We start from the raw sequence: 14,806 nt of genomic DNA, 5'->3' as shown, positions 1-14,806 counted from the left end.
ACTTTTCTGTCCACTTAAAAACTTTTCTGTTCGTCGGGCATACGATTTCTTAGTAAATATGTTTATATTTACTTATAAAGGTTTATATTTGGCATAATTTCAGCATCCCTCTATTTATTCACTCGTTTTTTAGAAAAGTTTGTGTATTCATGATTTTATTGTACTGAAATTTGATTAGAAAGACTGAAATACAAAATTAAATAAATGATACATACTTAGATAGAAAAGGGAGCATAAATGGGGCTAGGTAGTGTACGCATCAGAGTCGTGACAAGCAGGGATGAGATTTCCGGCCTGGAGGCAGAGGAGAAAGCAGTACATCTTGCGTTTAGACCTTCGGATAGAGATCTTTTTAGTCTGGTCAAGACATGTCCTGAGATTGAGTTACTTCAACTTCCCGCATCTTCCTACGAGGGACTCTCTAAATTTATCAGAATGTACCTCGCGTCTTCAGGTATTCATCTGGTAAAAGGAGATGTAAGCGGGCACTGGCACGATCTTAACAATTACTTTGTAATACCCGCTTACGTGCTTGAAAAAATAAATGAACTGAAAGTTCAGGGAAGAACCGAAGAAGAAATAATAGGTGAAATTACACATATAAGAAAAATTAGCCCTGATATGATTCTTCATTTACTTCATAGCTCTTTTCTGACATCAGGCCCTGAGCGACCGCGAATGAACAAAGTTTAAATAGAAGAATTCTGGCTTTTTTTCAGTTGGGTTTATAGACGCTTCCACCATTTTTTTGAGGCTTTCTGTTCTTCTATCTGCCTTAACCCCTCAGATGCCAGTTTTTGCTGCATTTTATATTTCCGATTTTCCTCACTAACCCTCGAAAAAGCTTCCTCTTTACTTACGAGGGTTCCTTTTAACTGTTTTATAAATTCTTCTTTTTCTCGAAGCTGAACTGCCAGTTTTTCTTCTCCTTCAAAAGCGGAGAGCTGCTTCTCAAGTGTTTTTACTTTTTCTTCGGCTGTGGTAAGCATAGTTTCAAGAGTATTTATTTTCCTTTCTTTCAAGGTAAGCTTCTCTTCAATTTTTTTCATATCTCCAGCCCTTGTAATAACCTCTTCAGCCAGGGTCTTAAGATCTTTATCTTTTATAGAAATATTTTCATCAAGCTCTTCTACCTCTCTTTCTTTTGCTGAAAGGTTCTCGGTAAGGATCTTTATGTTTTCTACCTTCTCCCCAAGTTCTTCGGTAAGATCCTTAATTCTGTCTTCTTTTTCTATGATTCTGGACTCAAGGTGTAGGACTTCTTCACTTTTTTCCGCAAACTTTTCCTGAAGGGCTCGCAGTTCCGACTCGTTCTTAAGAAGAAGTTTTTCACGTGCTCCAAATTCTGTATTCAGCCTTACAATTTCATTTTCCCTACCTGCAGCCTGTCGATCAAGTTCTTTTATTTTCTGGATTTTGTCCTCAAGCTCAGCTTCCAGTTTGCTCATTTCTTTCAGCTTATTGTCAGGCTGGTTATAAACAGAGTTCATTGGTAAGCTTTCTTTATTCTCTTCAACGGTAAAAGCCAGAGAAGTTTCTTTTTTACTTTCAGAAGTATGCAGTTCTTTTTCCTCGGAAAGGAGACCGATCTGTCCCCGTGTGTTTTCACAAATTTCAGCCCAGTCAAGGATGGAAGCTACAGGAGTAACTCTCTTAAGTACGGGATCGCCTATCTTGCAGCCGTAAACTTTACTGGCAATATAACCTTCCAGGGTATCAAGGCCAAGATTTGGATCTCCCAATTTCGAGTTTGTCGCATTTCCTTTCTTTACCTTCCCGCCATGTTCCTTTATACAATTGACAGCTTCGGTAAAGAGTTTCCAGGGGAGAAATGGTTCTTTTTTCAGGTTGTCAACATAGACTCCATCCGTTTCGGATCGGGCTTCAAAAAATTTTTTCCCGCTCATCAGCGGAATCTTTGCCGGATTTCCTTTCTTATCGAATTGACTCTTTATTTTTGAGATAACAGGATCTTCCATGCATGAGCCTCTTCAAGGTAATATTGAAGGTATATTGAGCATGACATTTTATAAAAGTTATGTGATTTTTGATATCTCTTAAAGCTAACACTGCCTTTTGAAAAGAACAGGCATGGTTTTCTTCAGAACAAAATTCCGTTTAGTCAGAGATATTCCTGGCAAGAATATGAAAAGTATATAATTTATGGAGTCACGATATCGAGCTTTTAAACCTTTTTTAAACTGTTAGAAAGATTTATATCAGTTAGAATACAATCTATATCTATTATCTTATTAAGATAATATGCAAAGATATATGCCTTGCATTACAATCAAACACTTGCTGTCGGGGAGAAATTACGTTTACGACAAATTTACGCCTTTCGATAACAGGTGCATGTCTATGTTCTTGGCTGGTCGGCTAGTAATAGTGCAAAAACGGATTAACAGCCTTTCAAACAGCAAGAACATCTGAGACTATTACCCCCACTTTACAGTCAATGACATCGCCTTTGGAATGATCTGATCATCCTCAGATTGGCTTCGCAGCAATAGCTGCAATTCTCGTATTTATACTCGGACACGATCCTGACACCGTTCTGGGTATTATGGCTCCCGGACTGCATGCACTCAGGTTTCAAGATGTAGAATTGGAAAATTCTATGGAAGAGAGTGCAGAAAATTCAACCCATTTGGATATATAAGAAAATAAACGGAGGAATAAAAACTTGGTAGATGGTGCAACAGCAAATCTATTCCTGGACGCAGCAGGAGCAAAAGCAGTCGGTGCATCAATTGCAATCGCATTAACCGGGATTGCGTCCGCAATAGCTGAAAAAGATATTGGTACAGCAGCAATCGGCGCAATGGCAGAAAACGAAGGATTATTCGGTAAGGGTCTGATCCTTACTGTTATTCCAGAAACCATTGTTATATTCGGTCTCGTCGTCGCACTGCTTATCAATTCTGCTTAAGTTTGATAAGGACCAGATGATACTCTTTGTGTGTTTATCGTGCCTGCAACTGTGAGACATTTTCTAGAGTATACTGGCCCTGCATTTGGAAGAATTCAATGATTGTAAATACTCTTCAGGAGGCGGATCTAGCGAAATTCAGAGTAAAGTCTTGGTATGTGGACATGGTCTTTATGCACATCATGTTTGTAGTGATTTTTTATGTCATTTACATATACATAGTGCCGACCATAGTCCCCGTTTAATTGGTGAAACATCCCAGTTTATAGTATGTCGGAAAGTAAAAGAATTTTAGGAGCAAGGTATGAAATTGTAGATGAAATAGGAAAACCAGAGTTCTTGATTGGAACAAAATTCTATAAATCTCCTAAAAAATTCTATCATTCTGGGAAATTAAAAAGCATTCTGCTTTAAAAAGTAAGGAAACGCCTTAAAGCCCTTGTTCAAAAACACAGGTTTGAGGAGGTGACTGACTTGGAAGAAGTGATAAACGCTCATATGGAACAGAATAAAAAGATAAGTGAAGGAATAAAGTCGCAGATCGAACCCACTCGTAAAAACAGGGAATTTGACAGTTCTGCAGACAATTCTCAAAGGAGAGGAATCAGGTCCAGGGCCTATTATCTGGATGTTATTTTCGTTCAGATTATACTTCTGCTGTTGCTATATGGGGTCTCTGTAGTGGTGGTTCATACACTGGTCTGAATACCTTATTCCAACTTTGAAGAAAATTAAATTTCTCTTCGGTGGAGTGCTTTTTCTTCTACCGAATACTTCCATATTTTAGATGTGTTCTTCCTTTTTACTACATTGAGAATGTTTCTTTTGTTATTCTACAATTGCTAAATTACTGCTTCTTTTTGTATCTAGTACATTGATCTCAAATATATATATAATAAGAAAATAATTATAATTTATGACTCAAGTATTATTTTAAAGTCCGATGGAATCCTGTAACATGGAAAACGCAGCCGGTCGCGGAGCGATTCGATCTGGATATTACAATCAAGGAAGCACGGAAGACACGAAAAAACACATATCAAAACATACAAAATCAAGTTAATTTTTTATAATATTTGAAAATTTATCTTCTTGTTTTTAAATATCTTCACTCCTAAAATTGCCCTGACTTGATGAAAACAGAATTATTTCAAACAAAATTCTGGATTTTTTATGAATTTTGCTCATAACACAACCTCAAAATCTCTCAAATATTTTTTTAAGTTTTTTTAAAAACACTGTTATACATACTGATTTTTATTAATTAGAGAGGGATCTTAAAAAAACACTTGAAAAAACGTAAATAAAAATTCTTTTTAAATGATACAGGTAATTATAGAAAAATATTTAATGAAGAGTTTTTTACTATCAAGCGAAAAAAATAGATAGATCTGGAGGTTAAACTTTGAAAATAAGAGTTGTGAGTTCAAGAGAAGAAATCTTTACACTGAATCCAAATGAGAGAATAGTGCATCTGGCTTTTAGGCCTTCAAACAAGGATATTTTTTCACTTGTTGAGAACTGTCCAAAGATTGAAGTTATACAGCTTCCTAAATCTTACAGGCGTACAGTCTCAAAATCCATAGAGATGTTCCTTGAAATGCAGCGTATCCAGCTTATCGAAGGCGATGTCTGGGGCCACAGGAAAGACATAAATGAGTATTATCGTATTCCTTCATCAATAATCGAAGAAATAAGAGAGCTGAAGACTGAAGGTAAATCTACTGAAGCCATTGAGGAAAAGGTTTCAAGAGAAAGCAAACTTAATCCTGAAATGGTTGCTTACATCCTTAGAAAGGATGTAGCAGCCTGAAAAGCTGAAGTAGTAGTTTAACTTCTCTTCATTTTTCTTTCTTTTTTATATATTATTTTCGTTCTTTTTTATATTTTATTTATTATTAGTTTACAATTCATATTCTTTTTATAAACCCATTATTTCTTTGAAATCTGCTCTTTTTAAAATTTGAATATCTTATAATTGTAATCTTCTTTATTTTTTTAACTTAATAACATTTTAAATTTTATATATTTATAACGTTTAATACTTATAAAATTTTATTTTCTTTTCATTTAATAAGTTTTTACCTTTTTTTCAATAGTGCTTTTGAATCTTTTGTAGACCTTAATAGTATAACTTAAATTAAATGGAAAAAGCATGACTTTCTGCTGGATATAGCAAGGATCTTGATGGTTTTGATTATAAAGCTGGTTTCGGGATAAGCTCAAAATAAAATAGCTTACAAATTTATACTTTGCAGGTTTATAGCTACGAATCTGCGTATATAAATTAATACATTCTTTGCACTGCATTTAATTTCACTTATATTAATCCGGGAAGTCGACAAAGTGATCAGGACAAACTTTTTAAAATTATTGAGTTTTATTATTCTTTTTGCACTTGCTTCCGGATGTATATATCCTGATGCTACCGATAAAATTCCTGTAGCTGGTCTGAACTCCGAAGACTTGATAAAGGATTTACAGAATTCAACACCCAATAGAACGGATAACCCTTTGCCTGATGAGACAGGATTAGGAGAACAAAATAAGACAGAAGAGAATAAGAGCACTGCATACCTGACCGATTCTAGATCTCCAAAAATACCAGAGGTTCCGACATATCATGAAGAAAAAACAAACGTCGTCTATCCCAGGGAATACAGGTTACTGTCCATAAATTTCCAGAGAGGTATTGGATCAGGAAATGAGAAAATTGAATCCGAAGTTTTCAATATAACCGGAAAAACTTCAGGATACAATATTAAAGACGCCTGTGATGTTTTTGATTACGTGAACCAGCATTGGGAGTATCGTTATGAAAAAAACGGTGAGTTTTTCTTCGATGCCTCACAGACTATAAATGAAGGTTATAAAGGAGACTGTGACGACTATTCCATAGTCATGTCTGCCCTTTTAAAGAATATGGGATTCAATACAAGAGTCGTTACTGCAACAAACGAGAGCTACGGACATGCCTATCCTGAACTTTACATAGGAGATAATAACGAAAATACATCTGAAATTCTCAGGTATCTACAGAGTAGATATTACTATGCTGAAAATATCTGGTACTCAGGCAGAGAGCTTAAAGATGGGAAGATTCAGTACTGGCTGAATTTTGACTGGAGCGGGTCAAATGGTTATAGACATCCTGGAGGCATATATTTTAAAGGAGCAGAGATAATCTATTACCCTAATGGACTAATCGAGTTATGAAACAGGAGATAATCGAGTTATGAAACAGGAAATAAACAAGTATTTCTCCTGGTAATCCTTTTTTAATACATAAAAATCTACTTTTTCCCGTAATATCTCAGAAAACAAAAAAATGGGGAAAAGTGTATTCACTTCTTTTTCGCTTACAAAACCAAGTTCTGAAACTAAGTTTTTCTGATTAACTTTATATTCGCAAACCCCTACCCTCTTTCATAAAAAGGCAATTCAGGCCTGATTATACATTGAAAAAAGATTATTAAGAGGGGAATTTTATGGAAGTGAGCAATTACAGTGAACTCATAAGAGGGGATAGGGTACGGGCAAATACGCCTCCTGAGATTAATCAGGCAATAGATACAGAAATAGCTGCAATGGTCAGGTTTTATGCGAGCAAGACCGACTATGAAATAGGCAAAAGGATTGAAGAGCTTGATAAGGAGTGGGATATAGGACGCATTATGGAAATTCGCGTATCTACAGTTTCTTTAATTGGAATAATACTTGGCTTAAAAAGAAGCAAAATATGGCTTATCTTACCCACAATAGCTTCAGCTTTCCTGCTCCAGTACGCTGTGCAGGGCTGGTGCCCTCCTGTATCTATACTAAGAGGACTTGGATTCCGTACGAGACAGGAAATAGATCTGGAAAAATATGCACTTAAGACTTTGCGCGGAGATTTTGATACGATTGCACCTCAGGAGAGCAATTAAACCGCGCAAAAGAGATTAGAACTGAGAGTAGAAATATCAAACAAATGCAGTAAAAATGCAGTAAAAATGCAGATTCAATAAATATACTCATAAAAGTACCTAATATAATTATAGGAAAAATGCATGAAGTTTACTTTTTTGCAAGTTCAGTTCAGGGAACCTTTTAGTTACTATCTGAAACTGTTTAAATTTGAACTTTCCTGCACTTAGTCATTTTTGGGAACTTGTCCTGGTGGTCTGTAAAAATAGAGTTTTTTTCGGTTTCCAGATCCCTAAATCTGGCCATGACCCGGACTTCCTCTTCTAGTTTTGTCCTTAGATATTATTATATAAATACAACTCATAATTTATTTTGTCAAATGATATCTAATTACCTAATGATATTATTTGCCTAACGACATTTGTTTTCAATCTTTGGGGGAATTGAAATGACTACGGGAGTAAAGAATCTTGAAAACAGTATAGATTTAACCAATATATGGCTCAGGGATATTCTGACCCAGTTGAAATGGCAGAGCAAGGATAGTGCATATCAGGCATTGAGGGGTACATTGCACGCTATCCGGGACAGGCTTCCGGTAGAAGAAGCAGTTGATCTTGCTTCACAGTTGCCCCTTATAATTAAAGGAATATATTATGACGGCTGGACTCTCAGAGATAAGCCCGAGAAATTCAAAAAAGAAGAGTTTGCCAGAAGAGTGCACGCACAATTTGAGTTCGATAAGAATGTAAACCCGGCTGAAGTTATTCGGGCTGTCCTGTGGGTCATGTACATGCACATTGGAGAAGGCGAACTTCGGGATGTAAAATTTAATATGCCAAAAGAGATTCAGGAGTGGTTTCCGGAAGAGATCGCGCCAAAAGGATGAAAACGCATGAATTTAAACTGAAATTTTTCTCTGGAATCCGTTAACCTTTTTATCAATTTAGGATTTTTCTTCTTCCTGATCTTTCATGTAAAGACAACTTTTCTTCAGATCTATATAAACGTTCTCTCAAGGTTCCGTTCTTAAAATTTAAAGTATACGGCTTTTTATACACTACTATTGCTGCTCATTCTCACATGCATCCAGCTTGAGTATTCATTTACTTTTAACACATTTATATAATATTTATTTATAGAGTTTCGATATATTAATAAATTATAAAATAGGAAGTCATATTCCCACTCATCCGAAATATTAATATAGAACTATAAGGAAATAAACTGCTGGTGATATGATATAGGGCTATTAGACGGATGATATACAGAGAATAAGATAATACGATCTCGCATGTCACATAATAAGATAATACGACCTCGCATGTCGCTGACCGCCTATTATTAAAGCCCGAATGGAAAATTAAGGAGTCAATGGAATGCGGAAAAAAATAAACGAGTTATTTGTTAGTTTTTTGGTACTCTTTATTTTGGTCGTTGTTTTTCCGGCCATAGTGCTGGCGGACCAGCAGGCAGATCCTACGGGAGCTGATACGGATTATTCTGGCTATGTAGCGGCGAGCACCGAGGATGCACCTTCTTTAGCAGATGTGACCAGTGCTGTAGGACATAACAGCGTAGCCATAAATATAATGTGGACACTGCTCGCGGGTTTCCTGGTTATGTTCATGCAGGCCGGGTTTGCGATGGTCGAAACCGGGTTCGTCCGTGTGAAGAATGTCGCGCATACGATGTCTATGAACTTCTTTGTATATCCACTGGGTATGTTAGGGTTCTTCCTCACGGGTTTTGCCATCATGTTCGGAGGTTTTGGCCCCCTAGCTACGTTGGGAGGCTATACAGGACTTAATCAAGAGTTTACTATTAACCTTTTAGGGCATCCGTTCGGGCTTTTTGGAATGACTGGATTTGCGTTGATAGGCACTTATGATGTTGGTGTATTCGCCTTATTCTTATTCCAGATGGTCTTCATGGATACTACCGCGACAATTCCTACCGGAGCACTGGCAGAACGATGGAAATTCCTGGCGTTCTGTTTCATGGGATTTGCTATTGGTGCCTTTATATACCCACTCTTCGGCAACTGGGTGTGGGGCGGAGGTTGGCTGTCCCAGCTTGGAGTTAATTTCGGCCTGGGTAACGGCCATGTGGATTTCGCCGGCTCGTCGGTAGTGCATATGACCGGAGGAGTTATTGGCCTGGTAGGCGCATGGATTATCGGACCTCGTATAGGCAAGTATAACAAAGACGGTTCCGTCAATGCAATACCCGGTCACAGTATCCCTATGGCTATAATCGGTACCTTCATCCTTGCTTTCGGATGGTTTGGTTTCAATGCGGGCTCAACCATGGCAGGTGAAGACCTGAGACTAGCTGTTGTAGCCACAAACACTATGCTGGCCTCAGCTACCGGTGCTATTGCAGCTACGGCATGGATGTGGGCCGTGCGCACTAAAAAGCCAGATCCAGGTATGGCATGTAACGGTATGCTGGCAGGACTTGTCGCTATCACTGCACCCTGTGCATTTGTCAACCAGATAAGTGCTGCGATCATTGGCCTTGTTTCGGGCATTCTTGTAGTCGAATCAGTCTTCTTCATTGAGAGAAAGTTAAAAATCGATGATCCGGTTGGTGCTGTCTCTGTACACATGGTCAACGGCGCATGGGGCTGTCTAGCTCTAGGTCTGTTCGCAGACGGCAGCTATGGCGCCGGATGGAATGGAGTGCCTACTGCAGTTACCGGTTTATTCTACGGCCAGCCCCTACAGTTTGTGGCACAACTCATTGGTGTGGCTACCAACTTTATCGTAGTTGGCGGTCTGGCATTTATCATCTATAAGTTAATCAATCTGATAACGCCAATGCGTGTGAGCAGCGATGTAGAAATCGGAGGGCTTGATGTGCCTGAGGTAGGTTGCCCTGGTTATGTTGGAGATCTTCCTGAGACTGGAATGAATAAAAGCCCTGAACCGAGTCAAATTCGTGGCCAGATAGCGTTAACGACCGAGACTAAAAAGGGGAAGGCTATATGAAGAAAATAGAAGCGATCATCAGGCCCACAAAACTTGAAGAAGTAAAAGCCTCGCTTGAAGATGCCGGTTTCAATAGCCTCACAATTATTGACGTAAAAGGTCGCGGCCAGCAAAAAGGCATTATCCAGCAATGGAGAGGGCAGGAATATCGGGTTGATGCCCTACCGAAGACAAAGATCGAGTTGGTAGTAAACGATGAAGACGAGGATAAAGCTATCGATGTTATTGTTAGTTCAACAAGAACCGGCAACATTGGAGATGGTAAAATCTTTGTCTTGCCCGTAGAAAAGGTAATTAGGATAAGAACAGGTGAAAGAGATGGAAAGGCCATTTAAAGGCCTTTCCTATATAAATTTCCGGGTAAACGGACGCTATTTATAAACTTCCTGTACGCAGGTAAGTTCAGGAAATGGATTAAACAAGCAAATACACAGGTAAGCTCAGGAAACAAATGCAACCAAACAAAAGTACTCAAAGATAAGTAGCAACCATCTACTAATGTAAAAAATATATCAACCATCTACTAATGCAAGGTCAGGAAATAGCCCTGAGAGAATTTTTGTTCATTCTCAGTCTTTGGGACTGTACGTAATTAATCTGGCTGAGTTCATTATTACTGGAATTGATGAGAGTTCGTGTAATAATGCCCCTGTTACGGGTGTAAGTATGCCCGGTATAGTCAATATAACCGCCATTGAGAGGACGCTAAGCGAAAATACAACATTTTGCCAGATAGTGATTATTGCCTTCTTGGATACGCTTATAAGGTACGGAATTTTTAAAAGGTCATCGGATAATAGTCCAACTTCTGCTGTCTCTATTGCCACATCTGTTCCTGTAAGCCCCATAGCTATTCCTACATCAGCCGTGACAAGTACCGGACCATCATTAACACCGTCACCCACAAAGATAATTTTATGACCTTCAAGTTGTAGACGTTTCACAATTTCGACCTTTTCCTGGGGCATTACTTCAGCATATATTTCATTTATACCAAGGATTTTAGCTGCCTGTTCTGCAACTACTTTGCTGTCACCTGTAATCATTATTGTCTTTATTCCGAGTTTATGAAGGTTCTCGATGGACTTTTTTGACTCCGGCCTAATTCTATCCTCAAATGTTAGCAACCCTGCGATTTCGTTATCAATTCCTATCATGACTACATTACGGCCCAGTTGAGATTGTTTTTTAATGATTTCTTCAGCTTTATGAGAGATTAATATATTAAATTCAGAAGCTTGCTTCAGACGACCTACAAAGACGCTTTTTCCTTTAGCTTTAACCTTTATGCCGGTTCCTGATATGGATTCAAATGATTCCGGATCCTGTATTAAGAACCCCTTTTCTTCAGCAGCTTTGACAACAGCTTTTCCAAGCGGATGCTCACTGAACTTCTCTGCAATTGCAGCCAATAACAATAAGTCTTCATCTTTATTGTTGTTCAATGTTATAACGCTGGCAAGTTTTGGTTCACCGTGAGTAAGTGTCCCTGTCTTATCAAAAATAACAGTATCTATCCTGGCCATAGATTCTATCGTGGCTCCTTTTTTAATAAGATTGCCTCTTAACGCCGCATTACCAACCGAAGCCACAAGTGCCGTAGGTGTAGCAAGTACCATTACGCATGGACAGAATACTATTAGCATAGTAATTGCTCGTGTCAGATCTCCACTCCACCACCAGAGCAAGCCGCCCAAGATGATTGCAGTAGGCGTATAAAATTTAGCATGGTTGTTCAAGAGCCTCTCTATCTTTGGCTTTTGAATCTGCGCGTCCTCAATCAAGCGATGTATTTGTCCGATGGTTGTTTCACTTCCAACTTTAGTGGCCAGCACTTCCATTGCACCTACTTCATTAAGAGTACCTGCAAAAACATTATCTTCTTCCTGTTTATCAACTGGCAGGCTCTCTCCGGTAATAGCAGCCTGATTTACCGAAGCAGTGCCCGAAATAACAGTTCCGTCAACAGCAATACGTTCTCCCGACTTAACAAGGATTGTGTCCCCTACCTTAACTTCCTCAAGAGGCACTACAATATCATGTCCTTCACGCCTGACTGTGACTCTATCAGGCAATAGTTTCGCCAGAGATTCGAGTGCTTTTCCTGCTCTCGCAGAGACAAGTTCCTCAAGCATACCACCCAGAAGCAAAAGTACAGCTACGACTGCAGCAGCCGAATACTGCCCGATAGCAATAGCAGCAATTGTTGCGATAGTAACCGGAATATCAGCAGTAAAGTCCCTTTCTTTAATCCCCTGGTAAGCAGACCACCATATAAACGATGATCCAACCAATGCGGATAATAGATATAACCAGTTGCCTTCACCCATGCTATTTTCTGACAGCATGTTTTGCGGATAAACAGCTATCGCTATTATGAGCAAGACCCCGCTTGCCACAGTAAACAATGTTCCGGGGTCAAGTAAAAAATCCTGATAACGAGTAGCTAGGTTACGGATATAACTCCAAAAACCTTCAGTACGACTATAGTTGTTGTCTATCATATTATCTACCCAAATAAAAGCAAATTTAGATGTTAAAACCTATAAATATTAATAACATAAATCTATTATGATTTAATACGAAATAATAAAATTATGTTTAATAGTAAGAAACTAAAGTTGCGCTGGAGAAAGATATCTGAAGCAGTAATGGAAATTCGTCCAAAATAACAACTTTAGCCAAGGACAAAATAGCGTATATCAAATTTGAAAACAAAAACCTGAAATAAACCAGATAAATGTAGACAATTATGTTACAGACAATTATGTTACAAATTTACTAGAACTGTTGATTGCGCTCAGATCTATCAAAACTTTCTCCCGCTGTTATTTCTCAAAAGAATTTTCTCAAAAGAATTATATCATATAAATCCTAACTATGTTAAACTCTTCATTATTACAAATCCGAATGATTGTGTTAATCTTGAACAGACAGAGATTGAGGTTTTAAAAATGACAGAAAAACTCGGAATTCTGGCCATAGGCCATGGGAGCAAGCTGCCTTACAATAAGGAAGTAGTCACTCAGATCGCAGATCATATAGCACGGAAACACTCGGATGTCGTTGTCAGAGCCGGCTTTATGGAAAACAGTGAGCCAACCCTTGGAGAGGCAATCGAAGGCTTTTCTGGCACAGGCGTGACAAAAATTGCAGCAGTACCGGTTTTCCTGGCTTCTGGAGTTCATATCACAAAGGATATCCCCGAGATCCTGAGCCTGGACGAAAATGGCTGCGGTACCCTGGAAATTGACGGAAAAGCCGTTCCTCTGTGCTATGCAAACCCTCTTGGAGCCGATGAGCTTATCGCCGACCTTGTGTTCAAAAGGGTTCAGGAATCCCTTTAAAGTCTTACCTAAGGTCCGGTTTTATCATGGACCTGTATCGGAAGAAGTTCGCCGTGCTCGACCTGACCCACGGCGGCATTCCTATCGCAAAAAGCCTTGCAGCCGCTGGAAATGAAGTAAGCGGAATAGATGTATACAGGACAGTCAAGCCTGAAACGTTGCTTGAGCTTGAGGAGAAGTACGGGATACACTGCTCAAAAACTCCTCTTCCTGCATCAGAATTCGACTTGATTGTTGCGCCTGTACACCTCGATCTTGCCTATCCTATGCTTGTAGAAGCCAGGGCGCAGAAAAAAAACATCCTTTCGCACCATGAAATTGTCGGAGAAATTCTCAAAGGTGATTCAAGGCTTTCAGGCATAAAAACAGTCGAGATTACCGGCGTAAAAGCAAAAACAAGTACAGCATCCCTCCTGGCCGATATGCTCTCCAGGCAGTTTGAAGTAGTACTGCACACTTCACGGGGACTTGAATACTGGAAAGCGGGCGCTTCTTCTCTTATATACAAAGGCCTGAGCATAACTCCCGGAAGCATTCTGGTTGCCGTTGAGAAAACTTTTGAAGCCGAGTTCAGGCCGGATTTTTTTATCTTTGAGATCTCGATAGGAGGCACAGGCACTGCTGACCTGGGAATTCTTACAACCCTTTCCCCGGACTATGGGATTGCAAATAATACATCCCTTGCAAGCGAAGCAAAACTCCAGCTTATCAGAAATGCAAAACCTGGAAGTACTCTTCTAATCAATGCCAGAGCTGAAAAAGCCCTTAAAGCTGCAAAAAAAGACCAAATAAAGGTTTTAACCTTTAAAGACCATTTTAATGATCAGTTTTCCAAGACTCCAGGACAAATAGCTGACTTTGTACTGGAAACGGAACCAGGGACTTCAGCCTTATCAGTATCCTCAGAGTTAGTAATGCCTTCAGACTTACTAGGATCGTGTGATCTATCAGGTTCATCAATGCCAGCCGATTCAAGCAAATACCAGGCTTCTCCTACATCTTCAGGTTCCGGCATTCGCTTTATGCACAGGGGAAAGCAAATTTTATCAGCTTCCCTGCGTCCGGGATATAATGTTTCGGCTTACAGGACTGCTTTTGTCGCAGCGTCGGCAGCCGCCCTTGAACTTGGAACTAAACCTGAAGCTATTATTTCGGCAATTGAAGGATTCAAAGGGCTTTCAGGCAGGATGCAGGAAAAGGAAATGAATGGCATTTCCTTAATAGACAATTCCAACTCCGGAATGGATATCCTCTCGGCCGAAAAAGCCCTTGATTACGCTCTCCTTAAGAGAAAGGACGAAAAAAAGGAAGATATCATCCTTGTGCTGGGAGAAGAAGCCTCTCAGGTATGTGAAGGGTTGCCTCCTGAACTTGTACAGGGCTTTGTAGAAAAGTTCGGTGCAAAGTGTAAGCAGGTTATCCTGGTAGGAGAAAGGATGAAGGCAGTAAATGGAAAAAACATTTTTTATGCACGGAATCTTCCAGAAGGGCTTTCAAAAGCCTTAGAATTTGCAGGAGGCGACGATATAATACTCTCTTCGGTAAAATGCTTCCGTTAAAATTATTTAATAACTGTATAATGAGGTTCTTCACTGAGAAATAGTTAAGGAATTGTTGAAGAATTGTTG

At 39.1% G+C, this 14,806-nt stretch carries 14 protein-coding genes; 12 read left to right on the top strand and 2 right to left on the bottom strand.

The window, feature by feature from the left end; translation table 11 throughout:
- The first annotated feature begins 237 nt into the window (after positions 1 to 237).
- Complete coding sequence (locus tag A9239_RS00280; RefSeq protein ID WP_048119913.1) at positions 238 to 693, top strand: DUF1699 family protein; 456 nt, start codon at positions 238 to 240, stop codon at positions 691 to 693.
- 32 nt (positions 694 to 725) lie between these two features.
- Here A9239_RS00280 and A9239_RS00275 read toward each other — a convergent pair whose 3' ends face one another.
- Positions 726 to 1,979: a hypothetical protein gene (locus A9239_RS00275; protein WP_048119915.1), complete on the bottom strand. Its 1,254-nt coding sequence runs from the start codon at positions 1,977 to 1,979 to the stop codon at positions 726 to 728.
- A gap of 707 nt (positions 1,980 to 2,686) precedes the next feature.
- On the opposite strand from A9239_RS00275, the gene A9239_RS00270 reads away from it, so the two are divergent.
- From A9239_RS00270 to A9239_RS00235, 9 genes are all read left to right on the top strand, one after another.
- Positions 2,687 to 2,932, top strand: coding sequence for a hypothetical protein (locus A9239_RS00270; RefSeq protein WP_011305415.1), 246 nt, complete (start codon positions 2,687 to 2,689; stop codon positions 2,930 to 2,932).
- Positions 2,933 to 3,202: 270 nt separating this feature from the next.
- Entirely contained in the window at positions 3,203 to 3,346 is a 144-nt protein-coding gene (locus A9239_RS19205) for a hypothetical protein (RefSeq protein WP_155396495.1), read from the top strand.
- A gap of 60 nt (positions 3,347 to 3,406) precedes the next feature.
- The gene (locus A9239_RS00265; RefSeq protein WP_048119917.1) at positions 3,407 to 3,637 is read left to right on the top strand and encodes a hypothetical protein; all 231 of its coding nucleotides are present in this window, start codon (positions 3,407 to 3,409) and stop codon (positions 3,635 to 3,637) included.
- A 700-nt stretch (positions 3,638 to 4,337) separates the two neighbouring features.
- Positions 4,338 to 4,745: a DUF1699 family protein gene (locus A9239_RS00260; RefSeq protein WP_011305413.1), complete on the top strand. Its 408-nt coding sequence runs from the start codon at positions 4,338 to 4,340 to the stop codon at positions 4,743 to 4,745.
- 533 nt (positions 4,746 to 5,278) lie between these two features.
- Positions 5,279 to 6,148: a transglutaminase-like domain-containing protein gene (locus tag A9239_RS00255; protein ID WP_048154493.1), complete on the top strand. Its 870-nt coding sequence runs from the start codon at positions 5,279 to 5,281 to the stop codon at positions 6,146 to 6,148.
- Positions 6,149 to 6,420: 272 nt separating this feature from the next.
- Positions 6,421 to 6,858 carry a DUF2892 domain-containing protein gene (locus A9239_RS00250; RefSeq protein WP_048119921.1) on the top strand — a complete coding sequence of 146 codons (438 nt, stop codon included), beginning with the start codon at positions 6,421 to 6,423 and terminating at the stop codon, positions 6,856 to 6,858.
- A gap of 428 nt (positions 6,859 to 7,286) precedes the next feature.
- Entirely contained in the window at positions 7,287 to 7,727 is a 441-nt protein-coding gene (locus A9239_RS00245) for a DUF2267 domain-containing protein (RefSeq protein WP_048154489.1), read from the top strand.
- Positions 7,728 to 8,388: 661 nt separating this feature from the next.
- A complete protein-coding gene (locus A9239_RS00240) occupies positions 8,389 to 9,831 on the top strand; it encodes an ammonium transporter (protein ID WP_218104518.1) in 1,443 nt (480 codons plus the stop codon).
- Positions 9,828 to 10,166, top strand: a complete 339-nt coding sequence (locus A9239_RS00235) for a P-II family nitrogen regulator (protein ID WP_048119925.1) — start codon at positions 9,828 to 9,830, stop codon at positions 10,164 to 10,166. The genes A9239_RS00240 and A9239_RS00235 overlap by 4 nt, the downstream gene beginning before the upstream one ends.
- Before the next feature lie 234 nt (positions 10,167 to 10,400).
- Here A9239_RS00235 and A9239_RS00230 read toward each other — a convergent pair whose 3' ends face one another.
- The gene (locus tag A9239_RS00230) at positions 10,401 to 12,335 is read right to left on the bottom strand and encodes a cation-translocating P-type ATPase (RefSeq protein WP_048119927.1); all 1,935 of its coding nucleotides are present in this window, start codon (positions 12,333 to 12,335) and stop codon (positions 10,401 to 10,403) included.
- A 435-nt stretch (positions 12,336 to 12,770) separates the two neighbouring features.
- On the opposite strand from A9239_RS00230, the gene cfbA reads away from it, so the two are divergent.
- Both cfbA and cfbE read left to right on the top strand, forming a co-directional pair.
- Positions 12,771 to 13,178 (top strand): sirohydrochlorin nickelochelatase, encoded by a 408-nt coding sequence (cfbA, locus tag A9239_RS00225; RefSeq protein WP_255361872.1) that lies wholly within the window; start codon positions 12,771 to 12,773, stop codon positions 13,176 to 13,178.
- 26 nt (positions 13,179 to 13,204) lie between these two features.
- Positions 13,205 to 14,737 carry a coenzyme F430 synthase gene (gene cfbE, locus A9239_RS00220; protein ID WP_048154486.1) on the top strand — a complete coding sequence of 511 codons (1,533 nt, stop codon included), beginning with the start codon at positions 13,205 to 13,207 and terminating at the stop codon, positions 14,735 to 14,737.
- Positions 14,738 to 14,806: the final 69 nt, after the last annotated feature.

It is taken from the genome of Methanosarcina sp. A14 (assembly GCF_001729375.1).
Taxonomy (GTDB): domain Archaea; phylum Halobacteriota; class Methanosarcinia; order Methanosarcinales; family Methanosarcinaceae; genus Methanosarcina; species Methanosarcina barkeri.
This window is presented reverse-complemented; position numbering and strand designations above follow the sequence as displayed.

Excerpts from the sequence above, each read along its gene's own strand:
- A9239_RS00235 (WP_048119925.1), top strand. The coding sequence starts at position 9,828 with ATGAAGAAAATAGAAGCGATCATCAGGCCCACAAAACTTGAAGAAGTA.
- cfbE (WP_048154486.1), top strand. The coding sequence starts at position 13,205 with ATGGACCTGTATCGGAAGAAGTTCGCCGTGCTCGACCTGACCCACGGC.
- A9239_RS00245 (WP_048154489.1), top strand. The coding sequence starts at position 7,287 with ATGACTACGGGAGTAAAGAATCTTGAAAACAGTATAGATTTAACCAAT.
- A9239_RS00230 (WP_048119927.1), bottom strand. The coding sequence starts at position 12,335 with ATGATAGACAACAACTATAGTCGTACTGAAGGTTTTTGGAGTTATATC.
- A9239_RS19205 (WP_155396495.1), top strand. The coding sequence starts at position 3,203 with ATGTCGGAAAGTAAAAGAATTTTAGGAGCAAGGTATGAAATTGTAGAT.
- A9239_RS00280 (WP_048119913.1), top strand. The coding sequence starts at position 238 with ATGGGGCTAGGTAGTGTACGCATCAGAGTCGTGACAAGCAGGGATGAG.
- A9239_RS00275 (WP_048119915.1), bottom strand. The coding sequence starts at position 1,979 with ATGGAAGATCCTGTTATCTCAAAAATAAAGAGTCAATTCGATAAGAAA.
- A9239_RS00250 (WP_048119921.1), top strand. The coding sequence starts at position 6,421 with ATGGAAGTGAGCAATTACAGTGAACTCATAAGAGGGGATAGGGTACGG.